Source organism: Salibaculum sp. (assembly GCF_035270045.1).
Classification (GTDB): Bacteria; Pseudomonadota; Alphaproteobacteria; order Rhodobacterales; family Rhodobacteraceae; genus Salibaculum.
Window position 1 is genome coordinate 12,327 of sequence record NZ_DATFIP010000019.1, and the last position, 20,411, is coordinate 32,737.

Here is a 20,411-nt window from a genome sequence, read left to right on the forward strand (position 1 = left end):
CAAGCCCCCAGATAAAGCCCAACGAAGAACGGAGGCATCATGCGAAACGCGGCACTGGTCCTTGGCCTGATCGGCGGCATCATGGGCATCATCGTCGGGCTGGTGGGCTACGGCTATGCCGAGGTCAGCGAGCGCCATGGCGAGATCGCCGAGATATTCGGCGTGCTGGACAACCCCGGCTTCATCCGAACGGCCAGCTTCCTGGCCCCGCTTCTGGCCATCGCGGGCGGCGCCATGGCCAAGGTGCGCGCCCTCTGGGGGGGAATCCTCATGCTGGTCGCCTGCGCGCTGTTCTACGCCGCCTTCGGCTTCAACGTGGGCACGATGTTTCCCATCGGCTTTGTCGGGCTGGGCGGGGTGCTGGCTATCGCGGCCGGGAAGCCGGACGAGCCCAGGGCGCATTTCTGAGCATGGTGTCCAGCGACAGGGGGCCGGCTCCGCGCAGCACCAGACAGACCAGTACGAAGACCCAGAAGGCCCGCTGATCCAGGATCAGGGCATCGGGCACCCCGTCGAACCAGGCGCCCAGCGTCCCGTCGTGCCCGATGCCGCCGTGGCCATAAAGGTCGGTCAGGCTTTGGACGGTGATGAAGCCGATCATCCCCAGGGCGGCCAGCCGGGTGAACAGCCCCAGCACGATCAGCAGCGGAAGCAGGATCTCGGCCAGCGTTCCGGCCACGACCACCGCCCAATGAAACAGCCCCAGCTGGCCTGGATCGAAGCCCGCGGCCTCCATCGCGCGCGGGAAAATCTGCGCATAGGCCCCCAGCGATGGTTGGAATATCCCCAGAAGGCCGTCCCCGACCTTGGTCAGTGCCGAGTTCCAGAAATAGACCAAGAGCGTGGCGGCGAAGACCAGGCGAGCCAGGCTGGGCAAGAGCAGGGGCGCTATGCGTTCCAGCCCAGCGACGAGACGGTCATAGGCGGACAAAAGGGCGGTCATCAGGCGAACTCCTCGGTGGTCAGGGCGGTGATGGCGTTGCGCTCCAGCATCAGTGTCAGAAGCTGCTCGAAATCGAAGTCTGGCCCGCTCTGGTGCAGGGCGCGGCCCAGTGGCGCGCCGTTCATGAGCGCGTCCAGCGCGCGGCCCTGGACCGGGGTCAGGGCATCGACAATAGGATCGAAGCCGGGCCGGGTGACAAGTGCTGTCTCGGGGCGGGCGGAGGGTGCGGAGCCGCCTGCCGTGTTCGCTGTCCAGAGACCTGCGACGGGATGATCCGAGGCCACAAGCCGCAGGGCCGGCGCGAAGGTGAACCGCAGCCCCGGCAGGGCGTCCTCGGGCAACGAGGTCAGCGTCGCGGGATCGAAAGGCGCGGTATCGGCGGCATGATAGGCGCGCCGGATGGCCAGTTCGAGGCGGGCGACGTCGGGCAGGTAGGGCAGGGATCGCGCCGGTCCGAAACCTTGCAGGAATTCCGGCATGTCGGCGCCGTAGAACATCATCAGCGGCGATCGGGGCGGGTGCCGGCGCAGGTAGACCCCGGCCATCGCACGAAAGAAATCCGCACCCACCAGTTTCAGGATCACCGGAAAGGCGGTCTCCAAGGCCTCGGCCAGACTGACGGCGACATTGTTGCGGTAGACGTCGAACCGTTTGGCGGCGGCGGTGCCGTCCGGGTTCACGAGTCCGGCTGGCGGTGCGGCGGCGGGGTCCAGAAGCGCCGTGCGAAAGCCTGCCTGGCCGGTCATGCGGGCACCCGTTGCAAGGCCCTTTCGGCGCGGCGCGCCTCGTCGGCCAGAACGGGCCAGTCGGGCACATCCGTGTCCCATTCGACCAGCACCGGCCTTGGGCCGCATTTCCCCAGCGTGTGATCCAGCAATGCCCAGACAGGGTCCGCCACCGCGCATCCGTGGCTGTCGATCAGCAGCGGTGCGCCGCCGTCGTCGGCGTCCTCGTCGTGGCCGCCCAGGTGGATCTCGCCCACCGCGTCCAGCGGGAAGGCGTCGATATAGGCTCGGGGGGCATAGCGCAGGTTCGTGGCGCTGACGAAGGCATTGTTGACGTCCAGCAACAAGCCGCAGCCGGTCCGGCGGACAACCTGTGACAGAAATTCGGTCTCTTCCATCTCGCTCTCGGCAAAGGCCAGGTAGGAAGACGGGTTTTCCAGCAACATGCGGCGGCCCAGCACATCCTGCACCTGATGGATATGGGCACAGACGCGATCGAGGGTTGGGGTGGTGTAGGGCAGGGGCAAAAGGTCGTTCAAGAAGGTGCTGTCGTGGCTGGACCAGGCCAGGTGTTCGGAAAAACTGGCCGGTTGCAGCCAGTCGCACAGGGTCTTGAGCCGGGCGAGGTGGTCTCTGTCCAACGGGTCCGCGCCGCCAATGGACAGGCCCACGCCGTGCACCGAAAAGGCGAACCGCTCGGACAGCGCCCGCAGTTGGGCCAGCGGGCGGCCGCCCGCGCCCATGTAATTCTCGGCATGGATCTCCAGCCATTCGACCGGGCCGGGGTCGGCCAGGATTTCGGCAAAGTGCTGGGGCTTGTAGCCGACACCGGGCAAGCTTGGCAGGGGGATATGTGGCGCGTCGAACATCCGCGGTCTCCGTCGGCGAGAGGGGCCGGGCGCGGCTGCCCGGCCCCGCTGTGTCATGATTGCGGAATGTCCCGGTCGAGCGGCTCGAGGCTGCCCATGCGATCGCCGCCGTCGGCCATCTCGGGCAGCTCCATGTCTTCGCAGGTGCCGGCCGGCACCAGTGTCCAGGCGTTGCCTTGGTAATCGACGGTCGAGGTGCCCGCGCAGGTGGTGCCGGGGCCGGCGGCACAGTCGTTCTCGCCGGCAAGGCTGACGCCGTAGCACTTGACGTTCTCTTGCGCCTGGGCGGCCGTGGTCAGCCCTGCAACGGCCGTGGCGACGGAGGCGGCGAGTGCCAGCTTGGTGGTTGTCTTGGTCATGGGGTCGATCCCTCTCAATTGAATGCAATGTGCGCCGACCTGTCCTGGCCGACGTCGAAACCCTAGTGTCGCCAGGCGCACACGCGCCATTCACTGGGGCGTGTATCACCGGCCTGTTACGGGGCGTGACAATGTGTCGCCTGAAAACAAACGCCCCGCACGGGGCGGGGCGTCGAAGGTTACAGCGCTGGAGGCCCGATTGTTACAGAAGGTCCGGCGGCGTGGCCGCCCTTTCCAGTTCGGCGGTGATCTCGTCGAGCGTGGCCGCCGTGGTCTGTTTCTGTCCCAGGCGGCGCACCGATACGCTGCGCTCCTCGACCTCGCGCGCGCCGCAGGCGAGGATCACCGGCACCTTGCCAAGGGAATGTTCGCGGACCTTGTAGTTGATCTTCTCGTTGCGGATGTCCGCCTCGGCGCGGACCCCGGCCGCACCTAGCCGTGCCACGACCTCGTGGACGTAGTCGTCGGCCTCGGAGGTGATCGAGGCCACGACGACCTGCCGCGGGGCCAGCCAGAAGGGCAGCTTGCCTTCCCAGTTCTCGATCAGGATGCCGATGAACCGCTCGAAGGACCCCAGCGCGGCACGGTGCAGCATGTAGGGGCGGTGCTTTTCGCCGTCCGCGGCGATGTAGGTCGCACCCAGCCGTTCGGGCAGGTTCGGGTCCACCTGGAAGGTGCCGCATTGCCAGACCCGGCCGATGGCGTCGGTCAGGTAAAAGTCAAGCTTGGGTCCATAGAAGGCGCCGTCACCCGGTTCCAGGGTGTAATCGCGGCCCACGGCCTCGATCGCCTTTTCCAGCGCGCCCTCGACGTAGTCCCAGCTTTCATCCGATCCCACGCGCTTTTCGGGGCGGGTGGCGAAACGGATCTCGAACTCGGGAAAGCCAAGCTCACGGTAGACCCCGGCAAGGAAGTCGATGAATCGCGCGCATTCCTCCTGGATCTGCTCTTCGGTGCAGAAGATATGCGCATCGTCCTGCGTGAACCCGCGCACCCGCATGATGCCGTGCAACGCCCCCGAGGATTCGAACCGCGCGCAAGAGCCGAACTCGGCCAGCCGCAGCGGCAGGTCGCGATAGCTTTTCAGGCCCTGGTTGAAGACCTGCACGTGGCAGGGGCAGTTCATCGGCTTGAGCGCGTTGATCCGGGTCTGCGCCTTGTTCCTGACCGCCGCATCGTCGTTTTCGCCGTCGCGGCTTTCGTCCACCTCGACCACGAACATGTGGTGCTGGTACTTGTCCCAGTGGCCCGAGGCCTCCCACAATTTGCGGTCCACCACCTGGGGCGTGTTGATCTCGCGGTAGCCGCCGGCACGCTGCTTGCGGCGCATGTAGTCCTGCAGCGCGGTATAGATGGTCCAGCCGTCCGGGTGCCAGAAGACCTGGCCCGGGGCCTCTTCCTGCATGTGGAATAGGTCCATCTCGCGGCCCAGCTTGCGGTGGTCGCGGCGTTCGGCCTCTTCGAGGAAATTCAGGTATTTCTTGAGGTCGTCGCGGCTCTGGAAGGCGACGCCATAGATGCGTTGCAGCATCTGGCGGCTGCTGTCGCCGCGCCAGTAGGCGCCGGCCACGGACATGAGTTTCCACGAGTCCCCGGGCACCTGCCCGGTATGCTGCAGGTGCGGGCCGCGGCACAGGTCCTGCCAGTCGCCATGCCAGTACATGCGCAGCGGCTCGTCGCCTGGGATTGAGCCGATCAGTTCGACCTTGTAGGGTTCGCCGTTGTCCTCGTAGTGCTTGACCGCGCGGGCGCGATCCCAGACCTCGGTGGAAACCACGTCGCGCTTGTTGATGATTTCCTTCATCTTCTTCTCGATCGCGCCGAGGTCTTCGGGGGTGAAGGGCTCGGCCCGGTCGAAGTCGTAGTACCACCCGTTGTCGATCACGGGGCCGATGGTGACGTTCACGTCCGGCCAGATTTCCTGCACGGCGCGGGCCATGATATGGGCCAGGTCGTGGCGGATGAGTTCCAGCGCGGGAGCTTCGTCGTTCATCGTGTTGATGGCGATGGCTGCGTCGGCCTCGATCGGCCACTGAAGGTCCCAGTGCCGGCCGTCGACATGGGCCGAGATGGCCTTCTTGCGCAGCGAGGTCGATATCTCGGCGGCCACGTCGGCCGGGGTCACGCCGCTGGGAAAGCTGCGTGCATTGCCATCGGGAAAGGTCAGGGAAATCTGGGGCCGGCCGTCATGCATGGCCTGTCTCCTCGTCGGTTTGGCGCCCACGGAACGCCCGGTTGCGGGTATGTCTTGCCGATGTGTTTTCGCCCCGTGCCGGGGCGGTGTCAAGCTTGCATCCCGGGCGCGGTCTGTGCTCTGAGATCCTTGGCATCAGGACAGGGGGGATCACATGACCGAGGAGGTCACGACACCACAAGGACGGCGCATCGCCTTGCAGAAAAGCGCGGGCGAGGGCCCGACGGTCGTGTTCTGCAGCGGGTTCAAGTCCGACATGGCGGGCACCAAGGCGGTGCACCTCGACCGCTGGGCGGGCGCGCGCGGCCAGGCTTTCGTGCGCTTCGACTATTCCGGCCACGGGATCAGCGGCGGGGCTTTCACCGACGGCTGCATCGGCGACTGGTTCGAGGACACCTGCGCGGTGCTGGACGGAATCGATGGGCCGGTTGTCCTGGTGGGGTCCTCCATGGGCGGGTGGATTTCGCTGCTTGTGGCGCGGGCGCGGCCTGACAAGGTCGCCGGTCTTGTCACCATCGCCGCCGCGCCGGATTTCACCGAGGACAGCATGTGGGCGGGGTTCGACGTCGACCAGCGCGCCGCGCTGGAGCGGGATGGCCAGGTCGCTCTGCCGTCGGACTACGGTGATCCCTACATCATCACGCGCCGCCTGATCGAGGACGGGCGCGAGCGGCTGGTCCTGCGCGCGCCGCTGTCGCTGCCCTTTCCAGTGCGCTTTCTGCAGGGGACGGCCGACCGGGATGTGGAAACGCCGGTCGCGTTGCGCCTGCTGGAACACGCGCAGGGCCCGGACATGCGCCTGACGCTGGTCGATGGGGCCGACCACAGGTTCTCTGGCCCCGAGTGCCTGGCGCTGATCGAAAGCAGCCTTGAAGAGGTGCTGGGACGGATCTAGCGGGGCGGCTGCGCCGCGCAGGCCTGCCTCGGCTACGCCTCGGGGAGGGGGGCTGTCCGCCCCCCTTGGCCTTGCCGGCCAATTCCCCCCGAGGATATTTCCGGCCAGAAGAACCCCGCCGTCCTGCCGCGGTTTCGCTTGGGATGCGGCGGGTTTTGGTATTGGCTGGGACCTGCGGGGAGGGGGCATGGCACTGACACTGGGGCAAAAGGCGGGCTGGGGGCTGGCGGACCTGGGCGTGGTGGTCTTCGTGGTGGTCAAGCAGTTGCTCGTGCTGGCCTTCCTGACCTCGTACCTGGGCGTGCCTGCCGGGGTCGCCGGGGCGGCGACGACGGCCGTTCTGGTCTTCGACATGATTACCGACCCGGTGATCGGCTATCTTTCGGACCGCACGGAAAGCCGCCACGGGCGGCGCGCGCCCTGGATGGGTGTCGGGGCGGTGGTCATGGTGGCCGGCATGGTGGGATTGTTCGCCGTGCCCGCGGGGCTGGACGGCGTGGCAGCGCTGCCTTGGGTGCTGGGCTTCTTCTGCCTGGCCACGGTGGGCTTCACCATGGTGGCGATTCCCTATGGCGCCCTGGCCGGAGAAATCACCGGGGACGCCGGTGAGCGGTCGCAGTTGATGGCCTGGCGTATGGGGTTTGCCAGCGTCGGCATTCTGCTGGGCGGGGCACTGGTGCCGGCGCTGGCCGCCGCGGGCGGACATGCGCGGGCGGCGCTCGTGGTCTCGCCGCTGATCCTGGGCGCGATCTGGTTTTCCGTCTGGACGATCCGGGATGCGCCGCGTCATCCGGCGCCGGTCGAGATCGGCCCCGGGCAGATGCTGGCCCACGTGCTGGGCAACGGTCCCTTCATGACGCTGGCCGCGCTTTACGGGGTGATGACGCTGGCCATCGCGCTGATCACCGCCGGGCTGCCCTTTGCCGCGCTCTACCTGATCACCGACACCGGTGACACGTTTTTGTCGGGGGCGGCGCGGTCCGTGTCGGTGTTGTCGCTGCTGTTCGCCGCCTTCACGCTGGGGTCGACCCTCAGCCAGCCGGGCTGGGTGCTGGCCTCGGCGCGGCTGGGCAAGCTGGTAGCGCTGGTCCTGGGCGTGTGTTTCTACATCCTGCTGTTGTTCGCGCTTTTTGCCGCGCTGCCTTCGGTCAATGTCACGGCGATTGCCGGGCTTTTCGTGCTGGCGGGGATGACCAACGGTGCCTACCAGCAGATCCCCTGGGCCATGTATCCCGATTTGATGGATGTGACCCGCGCCCGCACCGGGATGGCGATCGAGGGCGGCTTCTCTGCGATCTGGCTGTTCTGCCAGAAGCTGGCCAACGCGCTGGCCCCCGGGGCGCTGGGGCTGATCCTGGGCTCTTTCGGCTGGCGCGAGACGACCCGGGGCCGGGTCGCGCAGGAGCCCGCGGCGCTTGAGGCGCTTCATGTGTCGGTGACGCTGGCGCCGGCGGCGATCCTCGGGGTGGCGGTGCTTGGACTTCTGGCGCTCTACCGGCCGCGGGCGGCGCGGGTGCTGGGCAGGTGCTGACCGGCGATAGGTGCTTGCGTTGCGCGGGACGGCGTGGCTGTCTTGGCGCTGCGCACAGCGAAGCCGGTTTGGGAGTCGGGCGGTCATGAGCGAGACACTGGTGTTTTTGCCGGACATGCTGTCCGACGCGCGCGGCTGGGCCGATGTCACCACCGCAATCAATCACGTGCGGCCGGTCATGGTCGCCCCCGTCTGGACCGGCGAGCGGATCGAGGAAATGGCCTCGGCCACGCTGTCGGGGGCGCCCGCGAAATTCGCCCTGGCCGGGCACGGGCTGGGTGGCGTGATCGCGCTGGAGATGTTCCGCCGGGCGCCCGAGAGGATCAACCGCATCGCCCTGATCGGCACCAATGCCCTGGGAGACACGCCGCAGGAGGCGGCGGACCGCGAGCCGCTGATGATCGGCGCCCGCTCGGGCCGCTTCGAGGAGATGTTGGCGCGCGAGGTGCTGCCGGTGCAGGTTGCCGCGGGGTCCGACCGCGGCCGGCACATGGCGCAGTTGTCGCAAATGGCGCGCGACCTGGGCGCCACGGTATTCGCACGTCAGCAGCGCGCCATGCAGCGCCGCCGCGACCACCAGGGCAGTCTTCGCCGGATCACCCAGCCCGCCCTGGTCCTTGCGGGCGCGTTGGACAGGATCGTGCCGCTGAAACGGCAGGCGTTCCAGGCCGACCTGATCCCCTATGCCACCCTCGAGGTGCTCGACTGTGCCGGGCATTCGGTCATGCTGGAGGACCCCGAAGGCACCATTGCCGCCCTCCAGGCCTGGCTGAGGCGGCCGCTTGTGCTGCGCTGAGCCCGCGCGGCACCGTGGCCGGCGGGCAAAGGGGCAAATGCCCCCGGGTCGCGGGTTACTCGACCGCCGCGATGCGTGGCGCGGTGCCACCCCGGGCGCCGGAGTTGGCGTCGATGAAGTCCAGCACCAGCGGGCGGATGTTGTTGCGCCAGCTCTTGCCGGCGAAGATGCCGTAATGCCCGGCGCCGGGTTCCAGGTGGCTGGCCTTCTTGCTGTCGGGCAGGCCGGTCAGCAGGTCCAGCGCGGCCAGGCACTGGCCGGGGGCCGAGATGTCGTCATCCTCGCCCTCGACGATCTTGACAGCAACCTGCGTGATCTTGCCGAAATCGACCTTGTGGCCATCGACGATGAAGTCGTTGCGCGCGATCTCTCGGGCCTTGAAGATACGTTCGACCGTGGAAAGGTAGAATTCCGCGGTCATGTCCATGACGGCAAGGTATTCGTCGTAGAAGGTGTTGTGCTTGTCGTGGTCGCTGGCCTCGCCCTTGGCGCCGCGCAGGATCTGGTTGGTGAAGGCGCTGGTGTGGGTCTCGCCGTTCATCGAGATGAAAGAGGCAAGTTGCAGCAGTCCCGGATAGACCTTGCGCCCGACCCCGTCGTACTTGAAACCGACCCGCTGGATCATCGACTGTTCCAGCTGTCCCATGGTGACGGTGCGGCCGAAGTCGGTCACCTCGGTGTGGTTTGCCTCGGGGTCAACGGGACCGCCGATCAGCGTCAGTGACCGTGGCTGCGCCTCGGGGTCCAGTTCGGCCAGGTAGGCGGTGGCCGCCAGCGTCAGTGGGACCGGCTGGCAGACGGCGATGACATGCGTGTCGGGGCCCATCTCACGCATGAAATCCATCACGTGCAATGTGTAGTCCTCGATGTCGAACTTGCCCGCCGAGACGGGTATGTCGCGGGCATTGTGCCAGTCGGTGATGTAGACTTCGCAATCCGGCAGGAGCGAGATCACGGTCTTGCGCAGAAGCGTCGCGTAGTGCCCCGACATGGGCGCGACCAGCAGCACCTTGCGTGGCCGCTCGTGCCGGCCCTGGCACCGGAAATGGATCAGGTCGCCGAAGGGTTTTTCCATGACCTTCCGGATCGAGACGACGTGGTCCTTGCCATCCTCGCCGGGGATGGAGGGGATGCCCCAGTCGGGCCGGGCCGCCATGCGCGCGAAGCTGCGTTCGGTCACCTCGCCCCAGGCCTTGAGCAGCGCCATGCCCGGGTGGGGCCACATCGCGAACGCCGGGTAGGAGGCCATGGCCCGCGCAGTGGCGCCCAGCCACTCGTTCGTGTTCCGGGCCGTCTCCATCATGTCGTAGGTCATCATGTACTTCACGGGCGTCTCCTGCTTGCGCGTGTGCGGTCGAACATGTCGACCATCCGTGCTATGGGTCGCATTGACCACTGATCCTGCCAGTGGCACATGCTGCAACTGCAAAATACCCCGGGAGGGCCTACATGACAACTGAGGATTCCGGAGAGGGCGAGGCGGATGGTGCTGCGGCGCTGTCGCGGCTGGAAGAGAACATGTCCCGGATCGAGGAGCTTACCCAGCGGCTGGTCAGTGTCCTCTCCAACAAGCGGCAGGTTCCCGAGGACCTTCAGGGGCCCAGTCACGAGCTCTACGCCAAGGCCGCCACGGCCTACTGGTCCGAGATGATGAACAACCCTGCCAAGCTGATCGAGCAGCAGGTCGGCTACTGGGGCAAGACCCTTCAGCATTACGTCGAGGCGCAACATGCATTGGCCAGCGGGCAGCTCAAGGCGCCCGAGGACCATACCCCCAGCGACAAGCGCTTCGGGAATCCCCTCTGGGACACGCACCCCTATTTCAACTTCATCAAGCAGCAGTACATGCTCAATGCCGAGGCCGTGTCCAACGCGGTAGAGACCATCGAGGGGCTGGACGAGCAGGAACAAAACCGGCTGCGCTATTTCAGCCAGCAGATCGTCGACCTGATGGCGCCCACGAACTTTCTGGCCACCAACCCCGACGCGCTGGAACGTGCGGTCGAAACCGAGGGCGAGAGCCTGGTGACCGGCCTTGAGAATCTCGTCCACGACCTTGAGGCCAACGGTGGCGAACTGATCGTGAACCTTGCCGACCGGGATGCCTTCAAGGTGGGTGAAAACCTCGGGACCACGCCGGGCGAGGTGGTGTTCCGCAACCACATGTTCGAGCTGATCCAGTACGCTCCCAGCACCGAGAACGTCCACACCACGCCGCTGGTGATCTTTCCGCCGTGGATCAACAAGTTCTACATCCTCGACCTGAAAGAGCGTAACAGCCTGATCAAGTGGATCGTTGACCAGGGCTACACGCTTTTCGTGGTCAGCTGGGTCAACCCGGATGCCACCTATCGCGAGGTGGGCATGGCCGACTACATCGAGGACGGCTATGTCACCGCGCTCGAGACAGTGCGCGAGATCTGCGGGGTCAAGAAGGTCAACGCCATCGGGTACTGCATCGCGGGCACGACCCTGTCGCTCACCCTCTCGATCCTCAAGGACCGTGGACTGGACTACGTCAATTCGGCCACATTCTTCACCACCCTGACCGATTTCTCGGACAAGGGCGAGGTGGGCGTCTTCCTTGATGACGACTTCGTCGACGGGATCGAGGCCGAGGTCTCCGAGCATGGCTATCTCGACAGTTTCTACATGTCGCGGACCTTTTCCTTCCTGCGCTCCAACGACCTGATCTACCAGCCGGCGATCCGGTCCTACATGCTGGGAGAAAGCCCGCCGGCCTTCGATCTGCTCTACTGGAACGGCGACGGCACCAACCTGCCCGCGAAGATGGCCGTGGAATACCTGCGCGGGCTGTGTCAGCGCGACGAGTTCGCCAGTGGCGGTTTCCAGGTCGCCGGTCATGTCGCGCGGATCGAGAACGTGCAGGTGCCGCTTTGCGCCATCGCCTGCGAGACCGACCACATCGCCGCGTGGAAGAGCTCCTACCAGGGCATCCGCAAGATGGGGTCCGGCGACAAGACTTTCATACTGGCCGGGTCGGGCCATATCGCGGGGATCGTCAATCCGCCGGTCAAGGACAAGTATGGCTACTGGACCAACGACGACCTCACCCTCTCGCCCGAGGACTGGCAGGCCGGCGCCGAAAGGCACGAGGGCAGCTGGTGGCCCGCCTGGGAGAAGTGGCTGCGCAAGCGCTCGGGCAAGAAGATAACGGCCCGCGGCCCCGGCTCTGATGCCCATCCTCCTCTTGCCCCGGCACCCGGCACCTACGTCGTTGCCGACAAGCCCGCAATCGGCTGACGGCGCAGGTCGCCGGATGGCATGCAGTGCCGCCGGGCAGGGGCCTGAAGGGGCCGTTACAGGCGGAAATGTTACACGCGTTAGAGTTGGAATCCGGGGGGTTGGGCGGAATTCGTGAGAGTAATGCTGCGATGCAGAAAAAAGGTTGAAATGCTGCGATGCAGCATCTATCTTATGGGCAGACGCAGAAACGGGATCGTCCCGTGAACCCGCACTGAAAGGACCTGATCAATGACTGCCAAGACCCAAGATTTCACCACCGTGATGAAAGACATGATGGGCGCTTTCCCCGTGGACACCAAAGCCATGGAAGATGCCTTCAAGACCCAGAGCTCGCTGACCGAGAAGCTTTCCGCTGTCTCCATCGACGCCGCCCAGAAGTCCACCGAGCTGAGCGCCAAGTGGACGCAGGACACCCTCAACAAGATGACCGAGATGGCGAAGGCCAAGGAAGAGCCAGCCGACTACGCCAAGGCGATGACCGACTTCGCCTCTGCTTCGTCCGAAGCCGCTGCCGAGCACATGGCGGCCTTCGCCGAGATCGCCAAGAAGGTCCAGTCCGAGACCATGGAATTGATGATGGCCGCCGGCAAGGACATGTCCGAGGACATGAGCGCCGCTGCCAAGAAAGCCACCCAAGAGGTGACCTCCGCTGCCAAGAAGGCCGCGAAGTAAGCGAAACCGGAACGCCCGGCCCTTCCTCCTCCTCCCTGAGGGCCGACGTCACGCGGGGCGGGCTGCGCAAGCAGCTCGCCCTTGCTTTTTGCTGCAAAGGCATTCACGCTTCTCTGCACCGCAAAACGGTCCTGAGGAGGGAATACCTTGGCCGAGACGTCCCAGCCGCTTCTGATCAAGCGCTATGCCAGCCGCCGCCTGTACAACACCGAAACCAGCGACTACGTGACGCTCGAGGATATCGCCGCGTTCATCCGCGATGGGCGAGAGGTACAGATCGTGGACCTGAAGTCGGGCGACGACCTGACCCGGCAGTACCTGCTCCAGATCATCGCCGAACACGAAAGCCGCGGCGAAAGCGTTCTGCCGGTGGATGTCCTGACTGATCTGGTGCGGTCCTACACCAGCCAATCCATGTCCGTGGTGCCGCAGTTCCTGGCCCAGTCTTTCGAGATGCTGCGCGAAAGTCAGTCCAAGATGATGGAGAACATGGGGCCCATGGGCGCGCTGTCGCAGATGCCCGGCGTCGAGGCCATGCAGGCGCAGCAACAGGCCTTTCTCAAGGCCATGACCGGCGGCGTCATGGGCACCACGGAGCAAAGCGAAGCGTCAGTGACCGAGACCGGCAAAAAAGGGGACGAGAAAGACCTCGACGAGATCAAGGCCGAGCTGGCGAAGCTTCAGAACAAACTGGCTAAGATGCGAAAATAGAACGAAATTCCAGAATTTCGTTCGCCGGATCAAAATTCTGGAATTTTGATCATGCCAGGATGTCGATCGGCCCGGAATCGCACACGATCACGAAATGAACCCGGGTGCGGATCAGGCGGAAGTTGCGGCGCCGCACTTCTGCCACCAATGCCGCGACCCCCACCTCGTTCTCGACGTCTCGGACCTGTCTGCGGATCACGCCTCCGGTTTCGGCGGCGCGACAGCGAAAGACCTGGTCCAGCCAGTCCTGCTTGCGCGGCCAGGCCTGCATCTGTCTGACATGTTCCATGCCGCGACCTTGGCGCAAGCAGGGTTAATGCCACCTTAAGCGACCTCGGCGAACACCTGGTCCAGTGCTCTTTCCAACTTGCCGAACATCTCGTCCATCTGCGCCTCGGTGATGACGAAGGGCGGACAGAGAACGATGGATTGCCCCAGCGGCCGACAGATCAGCCCCTGGTCGGTGCAGGCATTGGCGATGCGTTCACTGACCGATAGCGCCGCGTCGAAAGGCGTTTTCGTTGGTTTGTCGGCCACGGCCTCCAGCGCGCCCATGAACCCCTTGCCGCGCCATTCGCCGATGTTGGGATGCCCGGCCAGCCGTGCCAGCCCGGCCTCGAATCTCGGGGTCAGGCTACGGACATTCTCGGCCAGACCTTCGTTCAGGATCACGTCGATCGCCTTGAGCGCGATGGCACAGCCGACCGGGTGCCCCGAGGCGGTAAAGCCATGGGGGAACTCCTCGATCGCCTCGCTGGCCGCCTGCAGTCGCGCCGACAACTCGGGCCCGAGGACAACCGCGCCCATGGGAAAGAACCCCGCCGTGAGGTTCTTGGACGAGAGGATCGCGTCGGGGGTGAACCCATAGGTTTCGCATCCCCAGGTTTGCCCGGTGCGGTGGAACCCGGTGATGACCTCGTCCGAGATCAGCGGTATGCCGTGCCGCCGCAGGATCGGCGCGATTGTCCTGAAATAGCCCTCGGGAGGCGGGATCGCCCCGCCGGCGCCCAGCACCGGCTCGGCAACGAAACCGGCGATGGTTCCGGCCCCTTCGCGGGCGATGACATCTTCCAGTTCCCGGCCCAGGCGGGCGGTGAAATCGGCCTCGGTCTCGCCTTGCAGCCCCTCGCGCCAGAAATGCGGGCAGGTCAGGTGGACGAACCCTTCGAGTGGCAGGCCGAAGACGGAATTGTAGGGCTTGCCGGTCATCGAAGCCGAGACGGCCGTGACCCCGTGATACCCGTTCTTGCGGGTCAGAATCTTGCGGCGCTCCGGCTGGCCCTCGGCCGCCCAGAGGAACCAGAGCATCTTGACCAAGCTGTCGTTCGCCTCGGACCCGGAATTGGTGTAGAACACGCGGCCCGTGTCGAAGGGACTGACCTCGATCAGCTTTTCCGAGAGCATCACGGTCTGGTCCGACATACGCCCGAAAAAAGCGTGATAACCGGGGAAACGATCGTATTGCGCCTTGGCCGCGGCGATCAGGCCGGGGTGGTCGAAGCCCGCCACCATATTCCACAGCCCCGAGTTGGCATCGAGATAGCGCCGCCCATGCACGTCGACGACGTAGGGTCCCGTGCCATGGGTCACGATCACCGGGCCGCGGTCGCGGATCGTTGGCAGGTCGGTGAAGCCATAGAAGCTGTGTGCGCTGGCGCGCGCCTCCCAGGAACTGGCGGTGTCGTCGGGCATTGGCTACCTTTGGCGGAAGTTGCGTTGCCTGACATTAGAGGGGCATGGCGGGGCTTTCAATTGGCCCGCGCGCGGGGATACCCTTCGTGGCAAAGGGGGCGGGCATGGCGGCAGCATCTGGCAGGATCACGCTTTGGGGGGTCGAGGTCTTCGTCGCCACGGCCGAGGAGCAATCGATCTCGGCCGCGGCCAAGCGGCTGGGCAGTTCCGCGGCAACCGTATCGCAGCAATTGACGAACCTTGAGGCGGCGATCGGCACGACCCTGCTGAATCGCAACGCGCGGCCCGTCACGCCGACACCTGCGGGCGAGATGTTCCTGCGGCGGGCAAACGCCATACTGGGCGAGGCTGAACTGGCCCGGGCCGAACTGGCCATGGCCGACCTCAGCCGCCTGACGCGGCTGCGGCTTGGCATGATCGAGGATTTCGACGCGGACGTCACACCGCGGTTGTTGTCCGAGATGGGGGCGGACTTGAAGGACTGCCAGTTCCTTCTGGAAACCGGGGCCTCGCACCGGTTGTTCGACCTGCTGCAGGCCCGCGCCCTGGACGTGGTGGTCGCCAGCGACATCGGCAGCGGTGCCGACTGGATGGAGGTGCATCCGCTTTTCGAAGAACCTTTCGTCATCGCCGCGCCAAAGGGGGTGCTCGCCCCCGGTGACATGCTGCGCCAGTTGCGCCGGTTGCCAATGGTGCAATACACCACGCGCCATCACATGGGGCAGATGATCGTCAGCCACCTTGTGCGGCAAAACCTGACCCTGACTCACCGCTTCGAGCTGGACAGCTATCACGCGGTGATGGCCATGGTGGCCGCCGGGGCGGGCTGGACCATACTGACGCCCTTGGGCTGGTCCCATGCTGCGCGGTTCCGCGACGCGGTTGAGCTTCACCCCTTGCCGCTGGAGCCGCTGAGCCGCCGCATTTCACTGGTCGCCCGTCGCGACGTGCTGGGCACGATGCCCGCCGACATGGCTGCACGACTGCGCAGCTTGCTGGCAGAGATGATCGTGGTCCCGGCGACGCGCAAGCTGCCCTGGCTGGAAGGGCAGTTGCGCATCCTGGGCTAGGCTTATTCCGCCGCCACGGCCCCACTGTCCGCGGTCATGGCGTCCTGTGCCGCCGCCGTCAGTTCCCCGGCGACTATGCTGCACTCCTCGACCGTCAGGCGCGCGGGCAGGCGGACGTCGCAGGCCGCCATCAGCATGGCGCGGGTTTGCGGAAGGTCCCAGTCGCGGCCCAGGAACTGCCAGTTCCAGAAGGCGCGGGCGTTGTCCGTGCTGCGCCCGAAGATCTGAACCTTGACCCCGCGCCGGGCGGCGGCGTCGGCGAATGCCCCGATCTGGGCCTCGGTCATGCCGACCAGGTTGAACTGGATGGAATCCGGGGCGCGCTTTTCGGGGGGCAGCGACTCGGGGACGCTCAGCCAGGGGCTGGCGTTGAGCAGATTGGCGACGTGGTCATGGTTGCGCCGCCCGTCGCGGACCCGGCGGGCCAGTTCCGGCAGTTGCGGCCGGATGATCGCGGCCGACAGGTTCGACAGGCGCAGGTTGTAGAGCGGCAGCTTGTTCTGCCAGGCCTGCATTGCCTCGGCGGGCACGTCGTGCTTCATCCAGCTGTGTTCATAGGCCCCCGACATGATCACCGCGCGCGCCACGAGGTTGGCATCGTCGGTCACCATGATCCCGCCTTCGCCTGCGTTGATCAGCTTGTAGGACTGGAACGAGAAACAGCCGACCGTGCCGATCGTGCCGATGTTGCGCCCATGCCAGGTGGTGCCCAGAGAATGGGCCGCGTCCTCGATCACCGGGACGCCGGCGGCATCGCACAGCGCCATGATCGCGTCCATGTCGCTGGTATGCCCGCGCATGTGGCTGATGAGCACGGCGTCGGACTGCGGCAGCTTGGCTTCGAAATCGTCCATGTCGATGCGGTAGTCCGCGCCGCATTCGACCAGAACCGGCTGGCACCCGGCATGGACAATGGACGAGGGCACGGCGGCGAAGGTGAAGGCCGGGATCAGCACCGACGCGTTGCGCGGCAGGTTCAGCGCCTTGAGCGACAGGAACAGCGCCGCAGAACACGACGAGACCGCCAACGCGTATTTCGTGCCCAGGAGCGCCGCGAATTCCTGTTCCAGGAGCGAGACCGGCGCGTTCTCCTTCGCCGTGTAGCGGAACAGATCGCCTGTTGTCAGAAGGCGTGTGACCTCTTCCATGGCGGCTGCGGGAATCGGCTCGGCGTCGTAGACATTCGGGATCTCGCGGCGGGTCTCGGGCATGACACGGTCTCTTTTCGGAAAAGTCGAAACAGGATTTTGGATACTTTTAACACATTGTGCAGGTCAGTTCCATGACGAAGGGCGTGCACGGCGCGCGCGGGGTGGTCTGTTGCAGGCAGGTTTCAGTCCTCGTTCAGAGGCCCAGCCGGTCGCGCAGGGCATACCAGGTCATGGCCAGGGTCAGAAGCGGCGCGCGCAGCGCCGTGCCACCGGGAAATGGCGGCACGGGCAGGTCCGCGAAGATGTCGAACCGGCCCGCCTGGCCCTGCACCGCCTCGGCCATGAGCTTGCCGCCCAGGCCGGCCAGCGCCACCCCGTGCCCCGAGAAGCCCCCGGCGCTGAGTATCCCGCCGCCGGCCCGGGTCACCAGTGGCAGGCGTGTCATCGTGATGCCGAGGGTGCCGCCCCAGACGTGCGTTATGCCCACGCCGGCCAGTTGCGGGAACATCGTCTCCATGCGCTTGCGCAGTTGAGGTTCGATGGACCGCGGGAAGGCGATCGAGTAATTCTCGCGCCCGCCGAAGAGCAGGCGCTTGTCCTCGGACAGCCGAAAGTAGTTGACCACGAACTTGCTGTCGGCGCAGGCAATGTCCTCGGCCAGCACCTGCGTCGCACGATCGCCCAATGGCTCCGTTGCGGCGATGAAGGAATTGAGCGGCATGGTCCGGGCCGCCACCCGCCGGTTCAGGTTCGGAAGGTAGCCGTTCCCAGCCAGCAGAACATGATCGGCCGTGACCCGGCCCGAGCCCGTGCGCACCTCGACCGGGCTGCCATCCTCGACATGCAGCACCTCCGTGCGTTCGTGGATCACCGCGCCGGCCTTTTCGGCGCCCCGCGCCAGCCCCAGGGCATAGCGCAGTGGGTGGATGTGGCCCGCGCCGCGGTCGATCACGCCGCCACGGTAGCGCGGCGATTTCACGACGCGCTGGAAAGGCTGTGCGCCCAGCGGCTCGATCGCGTCGTAGCCATGGATCCTGGACAGGTGCTCGGCCTCGTCGTGAAGCGCGGCGGCCTCGGCCACGGAATAGGCGCCATGGGCCACGCCGGGCTTGAAGGGCGCGTCGGGGGCATGCGCGTCCGCCAGGTCACGCAGCAGCTGTTTTGCCTCTTCGGTCATGCGCCAGAGGGCCTTGGCCGGCCCCTCGCCAACCCGCGTGTGCAGCCAGCGCATGTCCTTGTTGAACCCGGACCCGACCTGCCCGCCGTTGCGCCCCGAGGCGCCCCAGCCAACCCGGTGCGCATCGAGAACGATAACCGACACCCCCGCCTGCGCCAGGTGCAGCGCCGCTGTCAGCCCGCAAAATCCCGCCCCCACGATGCAGACATCCGCGCGCTGATGACCGTGCAGGCCGGGCCGTTCCGGGGGAATAGGGGTGCTGTCGGCATACCAGCTGTCGGGGTAGGTGGCCGGGCGGTCGTTGCGGTAAAGCGGATTTGGCATCAGACGTTGAGCAACAGGTGTTCGCGTTCCCATGGGCTGATGACTTGGAGGAATTCCTCGTATTCCGCGCGCTTGACGATGGAATAGACCCGGGCGAATTCCGGGCCCAGGACCTCGTGCATCGCGATGTTGGAATCGAACAGGTCCAGCGCCGCACCCAGACCCTGTGGCAGGTCGGGCTGGCCCTCGTAGGCATCCCCGCGAAAGCTCTTGTCGGCCCAGAGTTCCTGTGTCAGCCCCAGGTATCCCGCCGCAAGCGAGGCCGCGATGCACAGGTAGGGGTTGCAATCCATGCCCGCCAGGCGGTTCTCGATGCGGCGCGCGTCCGGGTCGCTCAAGGGCACGCGTAGCCCGGTGGTGCGGTTGTCACGCGCCCATTCCAGGTTGATCGGTGCGGCATGGTCGCGAACGTAGCGGCGGTAGCTGTTCACATAGGGCGCCATCAACGCGATGACCGAGGGCAGGTGCGCCTGAAGACCGCCGATGAACTGGTAGAAGGCATCCGTTTCACCGCCATTGGGTCCGGTGAAGATGTTGCCGCTCGCGGTATCCAGGATCGAGTGATGCACATGCATGGCACTGCCCGGTTCGCCCTCGATCGGCTTGGCCATGAAGGTGGCGAAACAGTCGTGCCGCAGGGCCGCCTCGCGCAGCAGCCGCTTGAAATAGAAAACCTCGTCGGCAAGCTTGACGGGGTCGCCGTGGCGCAGGTTGATTTCCAGCTGCCCGGCGCCGCCTTCCTGTGTGATGCCGTCGATTTCGAAGCCCTGGATCTCGGCGAATTCGTAGATGTCGTCGATGACCGGGCCATAGTCGTCCACCGCCGACATCGAATAGGCCTGCCGCGCCGCCGCCGGGCGCCCCGAGCGGCCCATCATCGGGGCGATCGGCTTGGCCGGGTCGGTGTTACGCGCCACGAGGAAGAACTCCATCTCGGGGGCGACGACCGGTTTCCATCCCTGCCGTTCGTAAAGCTCCACGACGCGCCGCAGCACGTTGCGCGGGGCAAACGGGATCGGCGCGCCCTGCTGGTCATAGGCGTCGTGGATCACCTGAAGCGTGCCGTCGTCGGCCCAGGGCGCCGCCGTGGCCGTCGACAGGTCGGAATAGAGCACCATGTCCGGTTCGGTGAAGCCCTCGTTGCCCGCGGCCTCACCCCAGCCGCCGGTGATGGTCTGGAAGAAGATCGAGTTCGGCAGGTGGAACTTCTGCATCTTCTCCCACTTGGAGGCAGGCACGGCCTTGCCCCGGGCGATGCCGGGCAGGTCCGCGATCATGCATTCGACCTCGTCCAGCGGATGGGCCTCGGCGTAACGCTGCGCGGCCGCCGGGATGCGGTCGAACCAGTTGGTCATGCGGGCACCCGGTCGCGCAGGAAATCCCCGATCCAACGCGCCACATGCCCGTTGGCCACGGGCCGGCCCAGCCCGGCACGGGCTGCTTCCAGCCGGTCGTCTGGCACCCTGTCGCCGCGATGTTCGATCAGCCCCGCGATCATGTCATGGTCGAATTCTGGATGGGCCTGCAGGGTCAGGATCTCAGCGCCGATGCGCAGAGCGGCATGGGCGCACGTGTCATTTTCGGCCAGCACTTCGGCCCCCGGTGGCAATTCCACGACCTGGTCCTGGTGCCAGGCGTTCAGGGGCAGCGCCTCGCCCTGCCAGTCGTAGGTCTGCCGCCCCACGATCCAGCCGCCCGCGAATTTCTCGACCCGGCCGCCAAGCGCCTGGGCGATGATCTGGTGGCCAAAGCAGATGCCCACGAGGGGCCGCCCGGCATCATTGATGGCGCGGATCAGTTCCTCGAGCGGGGGAATCCAGGCGTGGTCCTCGTAGGCGCCGTGCTTCGATCCCGTGATCAGCCAGCCGTCGCAGGCCGCCGGGCCGGGCGGGAAGACGTCATCGACCACGTTGTAGGTGGCGAACGAGAAGTTTTGGCCGGCCAGAAGCTGCCGGAACAGGGCGTCGTAGTCGCCCAGCGCGGGGCGAAGCTGATCGGGCGCGTGGCCGGTTTGAAGGATGCCGATCTTCATGGA

20 protein-coding genes are annotated in these 20,411 nt (G+C 65.9%); 8 read left to right on the plus strand and 12 right to left on the minus strand.

Annotated elements, in window-relative coordinates; translation table 11 throughout:
- The first annotated feature begins 39 nt into the window (after positions 1-39).
- Positions 40-408, plus strand: coding sequence for a hypothetical protein (locus VJ897_RS02915; protein WP_324053091.1), 369 nt, complete (start codon positions 40-42; stop codon positions 406-408).
- Here the strand turns inward: VJ897_RS02915 and VJ897_RS02920 are convergent.
- The 5 genes from VJ897_RS02920 to thrS form a co-directional block, all read right to left on the minus strand.
- Positions 365-943: a DoxX family membrane protein gene (locus VJ897_RS02920; RefSeq protein ID WP_324053092.1), complete on the minus strand. Its 579-nt coding sequence runs from the start codon at positions 941-943 to the stop codon at positions 365-367. The two genes, VJ897_RS02915 and VJ897_RS02920, sit on opposite strands and share 44 nt — an antisense overlap.
- On the minus strand, positions 943-1,689 hold the full coding sequence (locus VJ897_RS02925; RefSeq protein ID WP_324053093.1) for an HvfC/BufC N-terminal domain-containing protein: 747 nt from the start codon (positions 1,687-1,689) through the stop codon (positions 943-945). Before VJ897_RS02925 ends, VJ897_RS02920 begins: the two co-directional genes overlap by 1 nt.
- Positions 1,686-2,537: an MNIO family bufferin maturase gene (gene bufB, locus VJ897_RS02930; RefSeq protein ID WP_324053096.1), complete on the minus strand. Its 852-nt coding sequence runs from the start codon at positions 2,535-2,537 to the stop codon at positions 1,686-1,688. Before bufB ends, VJ897_RS02925 begins: the two co-directional genes overlap by 4 nt.
- A 53-nt stretch (positions 2,538-2,590) precedes the next feature.
- On the minus strand, positions 2,591-2,896 hold the full coding sequence (bufA1, locus tag VJ897_RS02935; protein WP_324053098.1) for a BufA1 family periplasmic bufferin-type metallophore: 306 nt from the start codon (positions 2,894-2,896) through the stop codon (positions 2,591-2,593).
- Between the two features lie 202 nt (positions 2,897-3,098).
- Positions 3,099-5,090, minus strand: a complete 1,992-nt coding sequence (gene thrS, locus VJ897_RS02940; RefSeq protein WP_324053100.1) for a threonine--tRNA ligase — start codon at positions 5,088-5,090, stop codon at positions 3,099-3,101.
- 154 nt (positions 5,091-5,244) lie between these two features.
- Here thrS and VJ897_RS02945 point away from each other — a divergent pair, with 154 nt between their 5' ends.
- From VJ897_RS02945 to VJ897_RS02955, 3 genes are all read left to right on the plus strand, one after another.
- Entirely contained in the window at positions 5,245-5,985 is a 741-nt protein-coding gene (locus tag VJ897_RS02945) for an alpha/beta hydrolase (protein ID WP_324053102.1), read from the plus strand.
- Between the two features lie 187 nt (positions 5,986-6,172).
- Entirely contained in the window at positions 6,173-7,516 is a 1,344-nt protein-coding gene (locus VJ897_RS02950) for an MFS transporter (protein ID WP_324053104.1), read from the plus strand.
- Between the two features lie 85 nt (positions 7,517-7,601).
- Positions 7,602-8,312: an alpha/beta fold hydrolase gene (locus tag VJ897_RS02955; protein WP_324053106.1), complete on the plus strand. Its 711-nt coding sequence runs from the start codon at positions 7,602-7,604 to the stop codon at positions 8,310-8,312.
- A gap of 55 nt (positions 8,313-8,367) precedes the next feature.
- Here the strand turns inward: VJ897_RS02955 and phaZ are convergent, their stop codons facing one another.
- Entirely contained in the window at positions 8,368-9,639 is a 1,272-nt protein-coding gene (gene phaZ / locus VJ897_RS02960) for a polyhydroxyalkanoate depolymerase (RefSeq protein WP_324053108.1), read from the minus strand.
- 122 nt (positions 9,640-9,761) lie between these two features.
- Here phaZ and phaC point away from each other — a divergent pair, with 122 nt between their 5' ends.
- The 3 genes from phaC (at position 9,762) to phaR (ending at position 12,962) form a co-directional block, all read left to right on the plus strand.
- Entirely contained in the window at positions 9,762-11,576 is a 1,815-nt protein-coding gene (gene phaC / locus VJ897_RS02965; protein ID WP_324053110.1) for a class I poly(R)-hydroxyalkanoic acid synthase, read from the plus strand.
- 231 nt (positions 11,577-11,807) lie between these two features.
- A complete protein-coding gene (locus tag VJ897_RS02970; RefSeq protein WP_324053112.1) occupies positions 11,808-12,251 on the plus strand; it encodes a phasin family protein in 444 nt (147 codons plus the stop codon).
- 147 nt (positions 12,252-12,398) lie between these two features.
- The gene (gene phaR / locus VJ897_RS02975) at positions 12,399-12,962 is read left to right on the plus strand and encodes a polyhydroxyalkanoate synthesis repressor PhaR (protein WP_324053114.1); all 564 of its coding nucleotides are present in this window, start codon (positions 12,399-12,401) and stop codon (positions 12,960-12,962) included.
- A gap of 49 nt (positions 12,963-13,011) precedes the next feature.
- Here phaR and VJ897_RS02980 read toward each other — a convergent pair whose 3' ends face one another.
- Both VJ897_RS02980 and VJ897_RS02985 read right to left on the minus strand, forming a co-directional pair.
- Positions 13,012-13,251, minus strand: coding sequence for an N-(5'-phosphoribosyl)anthranilate isomerase (locus VJ897_RS02980; RefSeq protein WP_324053116.1), 240 nt, complete (start codon positions 13,249-13,251; stop codon positions 13,012-13,014).
- A 35-nt stretch (positions 13,252-13,286) separates the two neighbouring features.
- Positions 13,287-14,654, minus strand: coding sequence for an aminotransferase (locus tag VJ897_RS02985; protein ID WP_324053118.1), 1,368 nt, complete (start codon positions 14,652-14,654; stop codon positions 13,287-13,289).
- 104 nt (positions 14,655-14,758) lie between these two features.
- On the opposite strand from VJ897_RS02985, the gene VJ897_RS02990 reads away from it, so the two are divergent.
- Positions 14,759-15,724 (plus strand): LysR family transcriptional regulator, encoded by a 966-nt coding sequence (locus VJ897_RS02990; RefSeq protein WP_324053120.1) that lies wholly within the window; start codon positions 14,759-14,761, stop codon positions 15,722-15,724.
- A gap of 2 nt (positions 15,725-15,726) precedes the next feature.
- On the opposite strand, the gene VJ897_RS02995 is transcribed toward VJ897_RS02990, so the two are convergent.
- The 4 genes from VJ897_RS02995 to VJ897_RS03010 all read right to left on the minus strand — a co-directional run bounded on the left by VJ897_RS02995 (position 15,727) and on the right by VJ897_RS03010 (position 20,408).
- Positions 15,727-16,935: a DegT/DnrJ/EryC1/StrS family aminotransferase gene (locus VJ897_RS02995; protein ID WP_324053122.1), complete on the minus strand. Its 1,209-nt coding sequence runs from the start codon at positions 16,933-16,935 to the stop codon at positions 15,727-15,729.
- A 133-nt stretch (positions 16,936-17,068) separates the two neighbouring features.
- Positions 17,069-18,376 (minus strand): NAD(P)/FAD-dependent oxidoreductase, encoded by a 1,308-nt coding sequence (locus VJ897_RS03000; RefSeq protein WP_324053124.1) that lies wholly within the window; start codon positions 18,374-18,376, stop codon positions 17,069-17,071.
- Positions 18,376-19,731, minus strand: a complete 1,356-nt coding sequence (locus tag VJ897_RS03005; RefSeq protein ID WP_324053126.1) for a glutamine synthetase family protein — start codon at positions 19,729-19,731, stop codon at positions 18,376-18,378. Before VJ897_RS03005 ends, VJ897_RS03000 begins: the two co-directional genes overlap by 1 nt.
- Positions 19,728-20,408 (minus strand): type 1 glutamine amidotransferase, encoded by a 681-nt coding sequence (locus tag VJ897_RS03010; protein WP_324053128.1) that lies wholly within the window; start codon positions 20,406-20,408, stop codon positions 19,728-19,730. The genes VJ897_RS03005 and VJ897_RS03010 overlap by 4 nt, the downstream gene beginning before the upstream one ends.
- Positions 20,409-20,411 lie beyond the last annotated feature (3 nt).

Coding starts and splice junctions, on each gene's coding strand:
- VJ897_RS02915 (WP_324053091.1), top strand. CDS start 40: ATGCGAAACGCGGCACTGGTCCTTGGCCTGATCGGCGGCATCATGGGC.
- VJ897_RS02920 (WP_324053092.1), bottom strand. CDS start 943: ATGACCGCCCTTTTGTCCGCCTATGACCGTCTCGTCGCTGGGCTGGAA.
- VJ897_RS02925 (WP_324053093.1), bottom strand. CDS start 1,689: ATGACCGGCCAGGCAGGCTTTCGCACGGCGCTTCTGGACCCCGCCGCC.
- bufB (WP_324053096.1), bottom strand. CDS start 2,537: ATGTTCGACGCGCCACATATCCCCCTGCCAAGCTTGCCCGGTGTCGGC.
- bufA1 (WP_324053098.1), bottom strand. CDS start 2,896: ATGACCAAGACAACCACCAAGCTGGCACTCGCCGCCTCCGTCGCCACG.
- thrS (WP_324053100.1), bottom strand. CDS start 5,090: ATGCATGACGGCCGGCCCCAGATTTCCCTGACCTTTCCCGATGGCAAT.
- VJ897_RS02945 (WP_324053102.1), top strand. CDS start 5,245: ATGACCGAGGAGGTCACGACACCACAAGGACGGCGCATCGCCTTGCAG.
- VJ897_RS02950 (WP_324053104.1), top strand. CDS start 6,173: ATGGCACTGACACTGGGGCAAAAGGCGGGCTGGGGGCTGGCGGACCTG.
- VJ897_RS02955 (WP_324053106.1), top strand. CDS start 7,602: ATGAGCGAGACACTGGTGTTTTTGCCGGACATGCTGTCCGACGCGCGC.
- phaC (WP_324053110.1), top strand. CDS start 9,762: ATGACAACTGAGGATTCCGGAGAGGGCGAGGCGGATGGTGCTGCGGCG.
- VJ897_RS02970 (WP_324053112.1), top strand. CDS start 11,808: ATGACTGCCAAGACCCAAGATTTCACCACCGTGATGAAAGACATGATG.
- VJ897_RS02980 (WP_324053116.1), bottom strand. CDS start 13,251: ATGGAACATGTCAGACAGATGCAGGCCTGGCCGCGCAAGCAGGACTGG.
- VJ897_RS02985 (WP_324053118.1), bottom strand. CDS start 14,654: ATGCCCGACGACACCGCCAGTTCCTGGGAGGCGCGCGCCAGCGCACAC.
- VJ897_RS02990 (WP_324053120.1), top strand. CDS start 14,759: ATGGCGGCAGCATCTGGCAGGATCACGCTTTGGGGGGTCGAGGTCTTC.
- VJ897_RS02995 (WP_324053122.1), bottom strand. CDS start 16,935: ATGCCCGAGACCCGCCGCGAGATCCCGAATGTCTACGACGCCGAGCCG.
- VJ897_RS03000 (WP_324053124.1), bottom strand. CDS start 18,376: ATGCCAAATCCGCTTTACCGCAACGACCGCCCGGCCACCTACCCCGAC.
- VJ897_RS03005 (WP_324053126.1), bottom strand. CDS start 19,731: ATGACCAACTGGTTCGACCGCATCCCGGCGGCCGCGCAGCGTTACGCC.
- VJ897_RS03010 (WP_324053128.1), bottom strand. CDS start 20,408: ATGAAGATCGGCATCCTTCAAACCGGCCACGCGCCCGATCAGCTTCGC.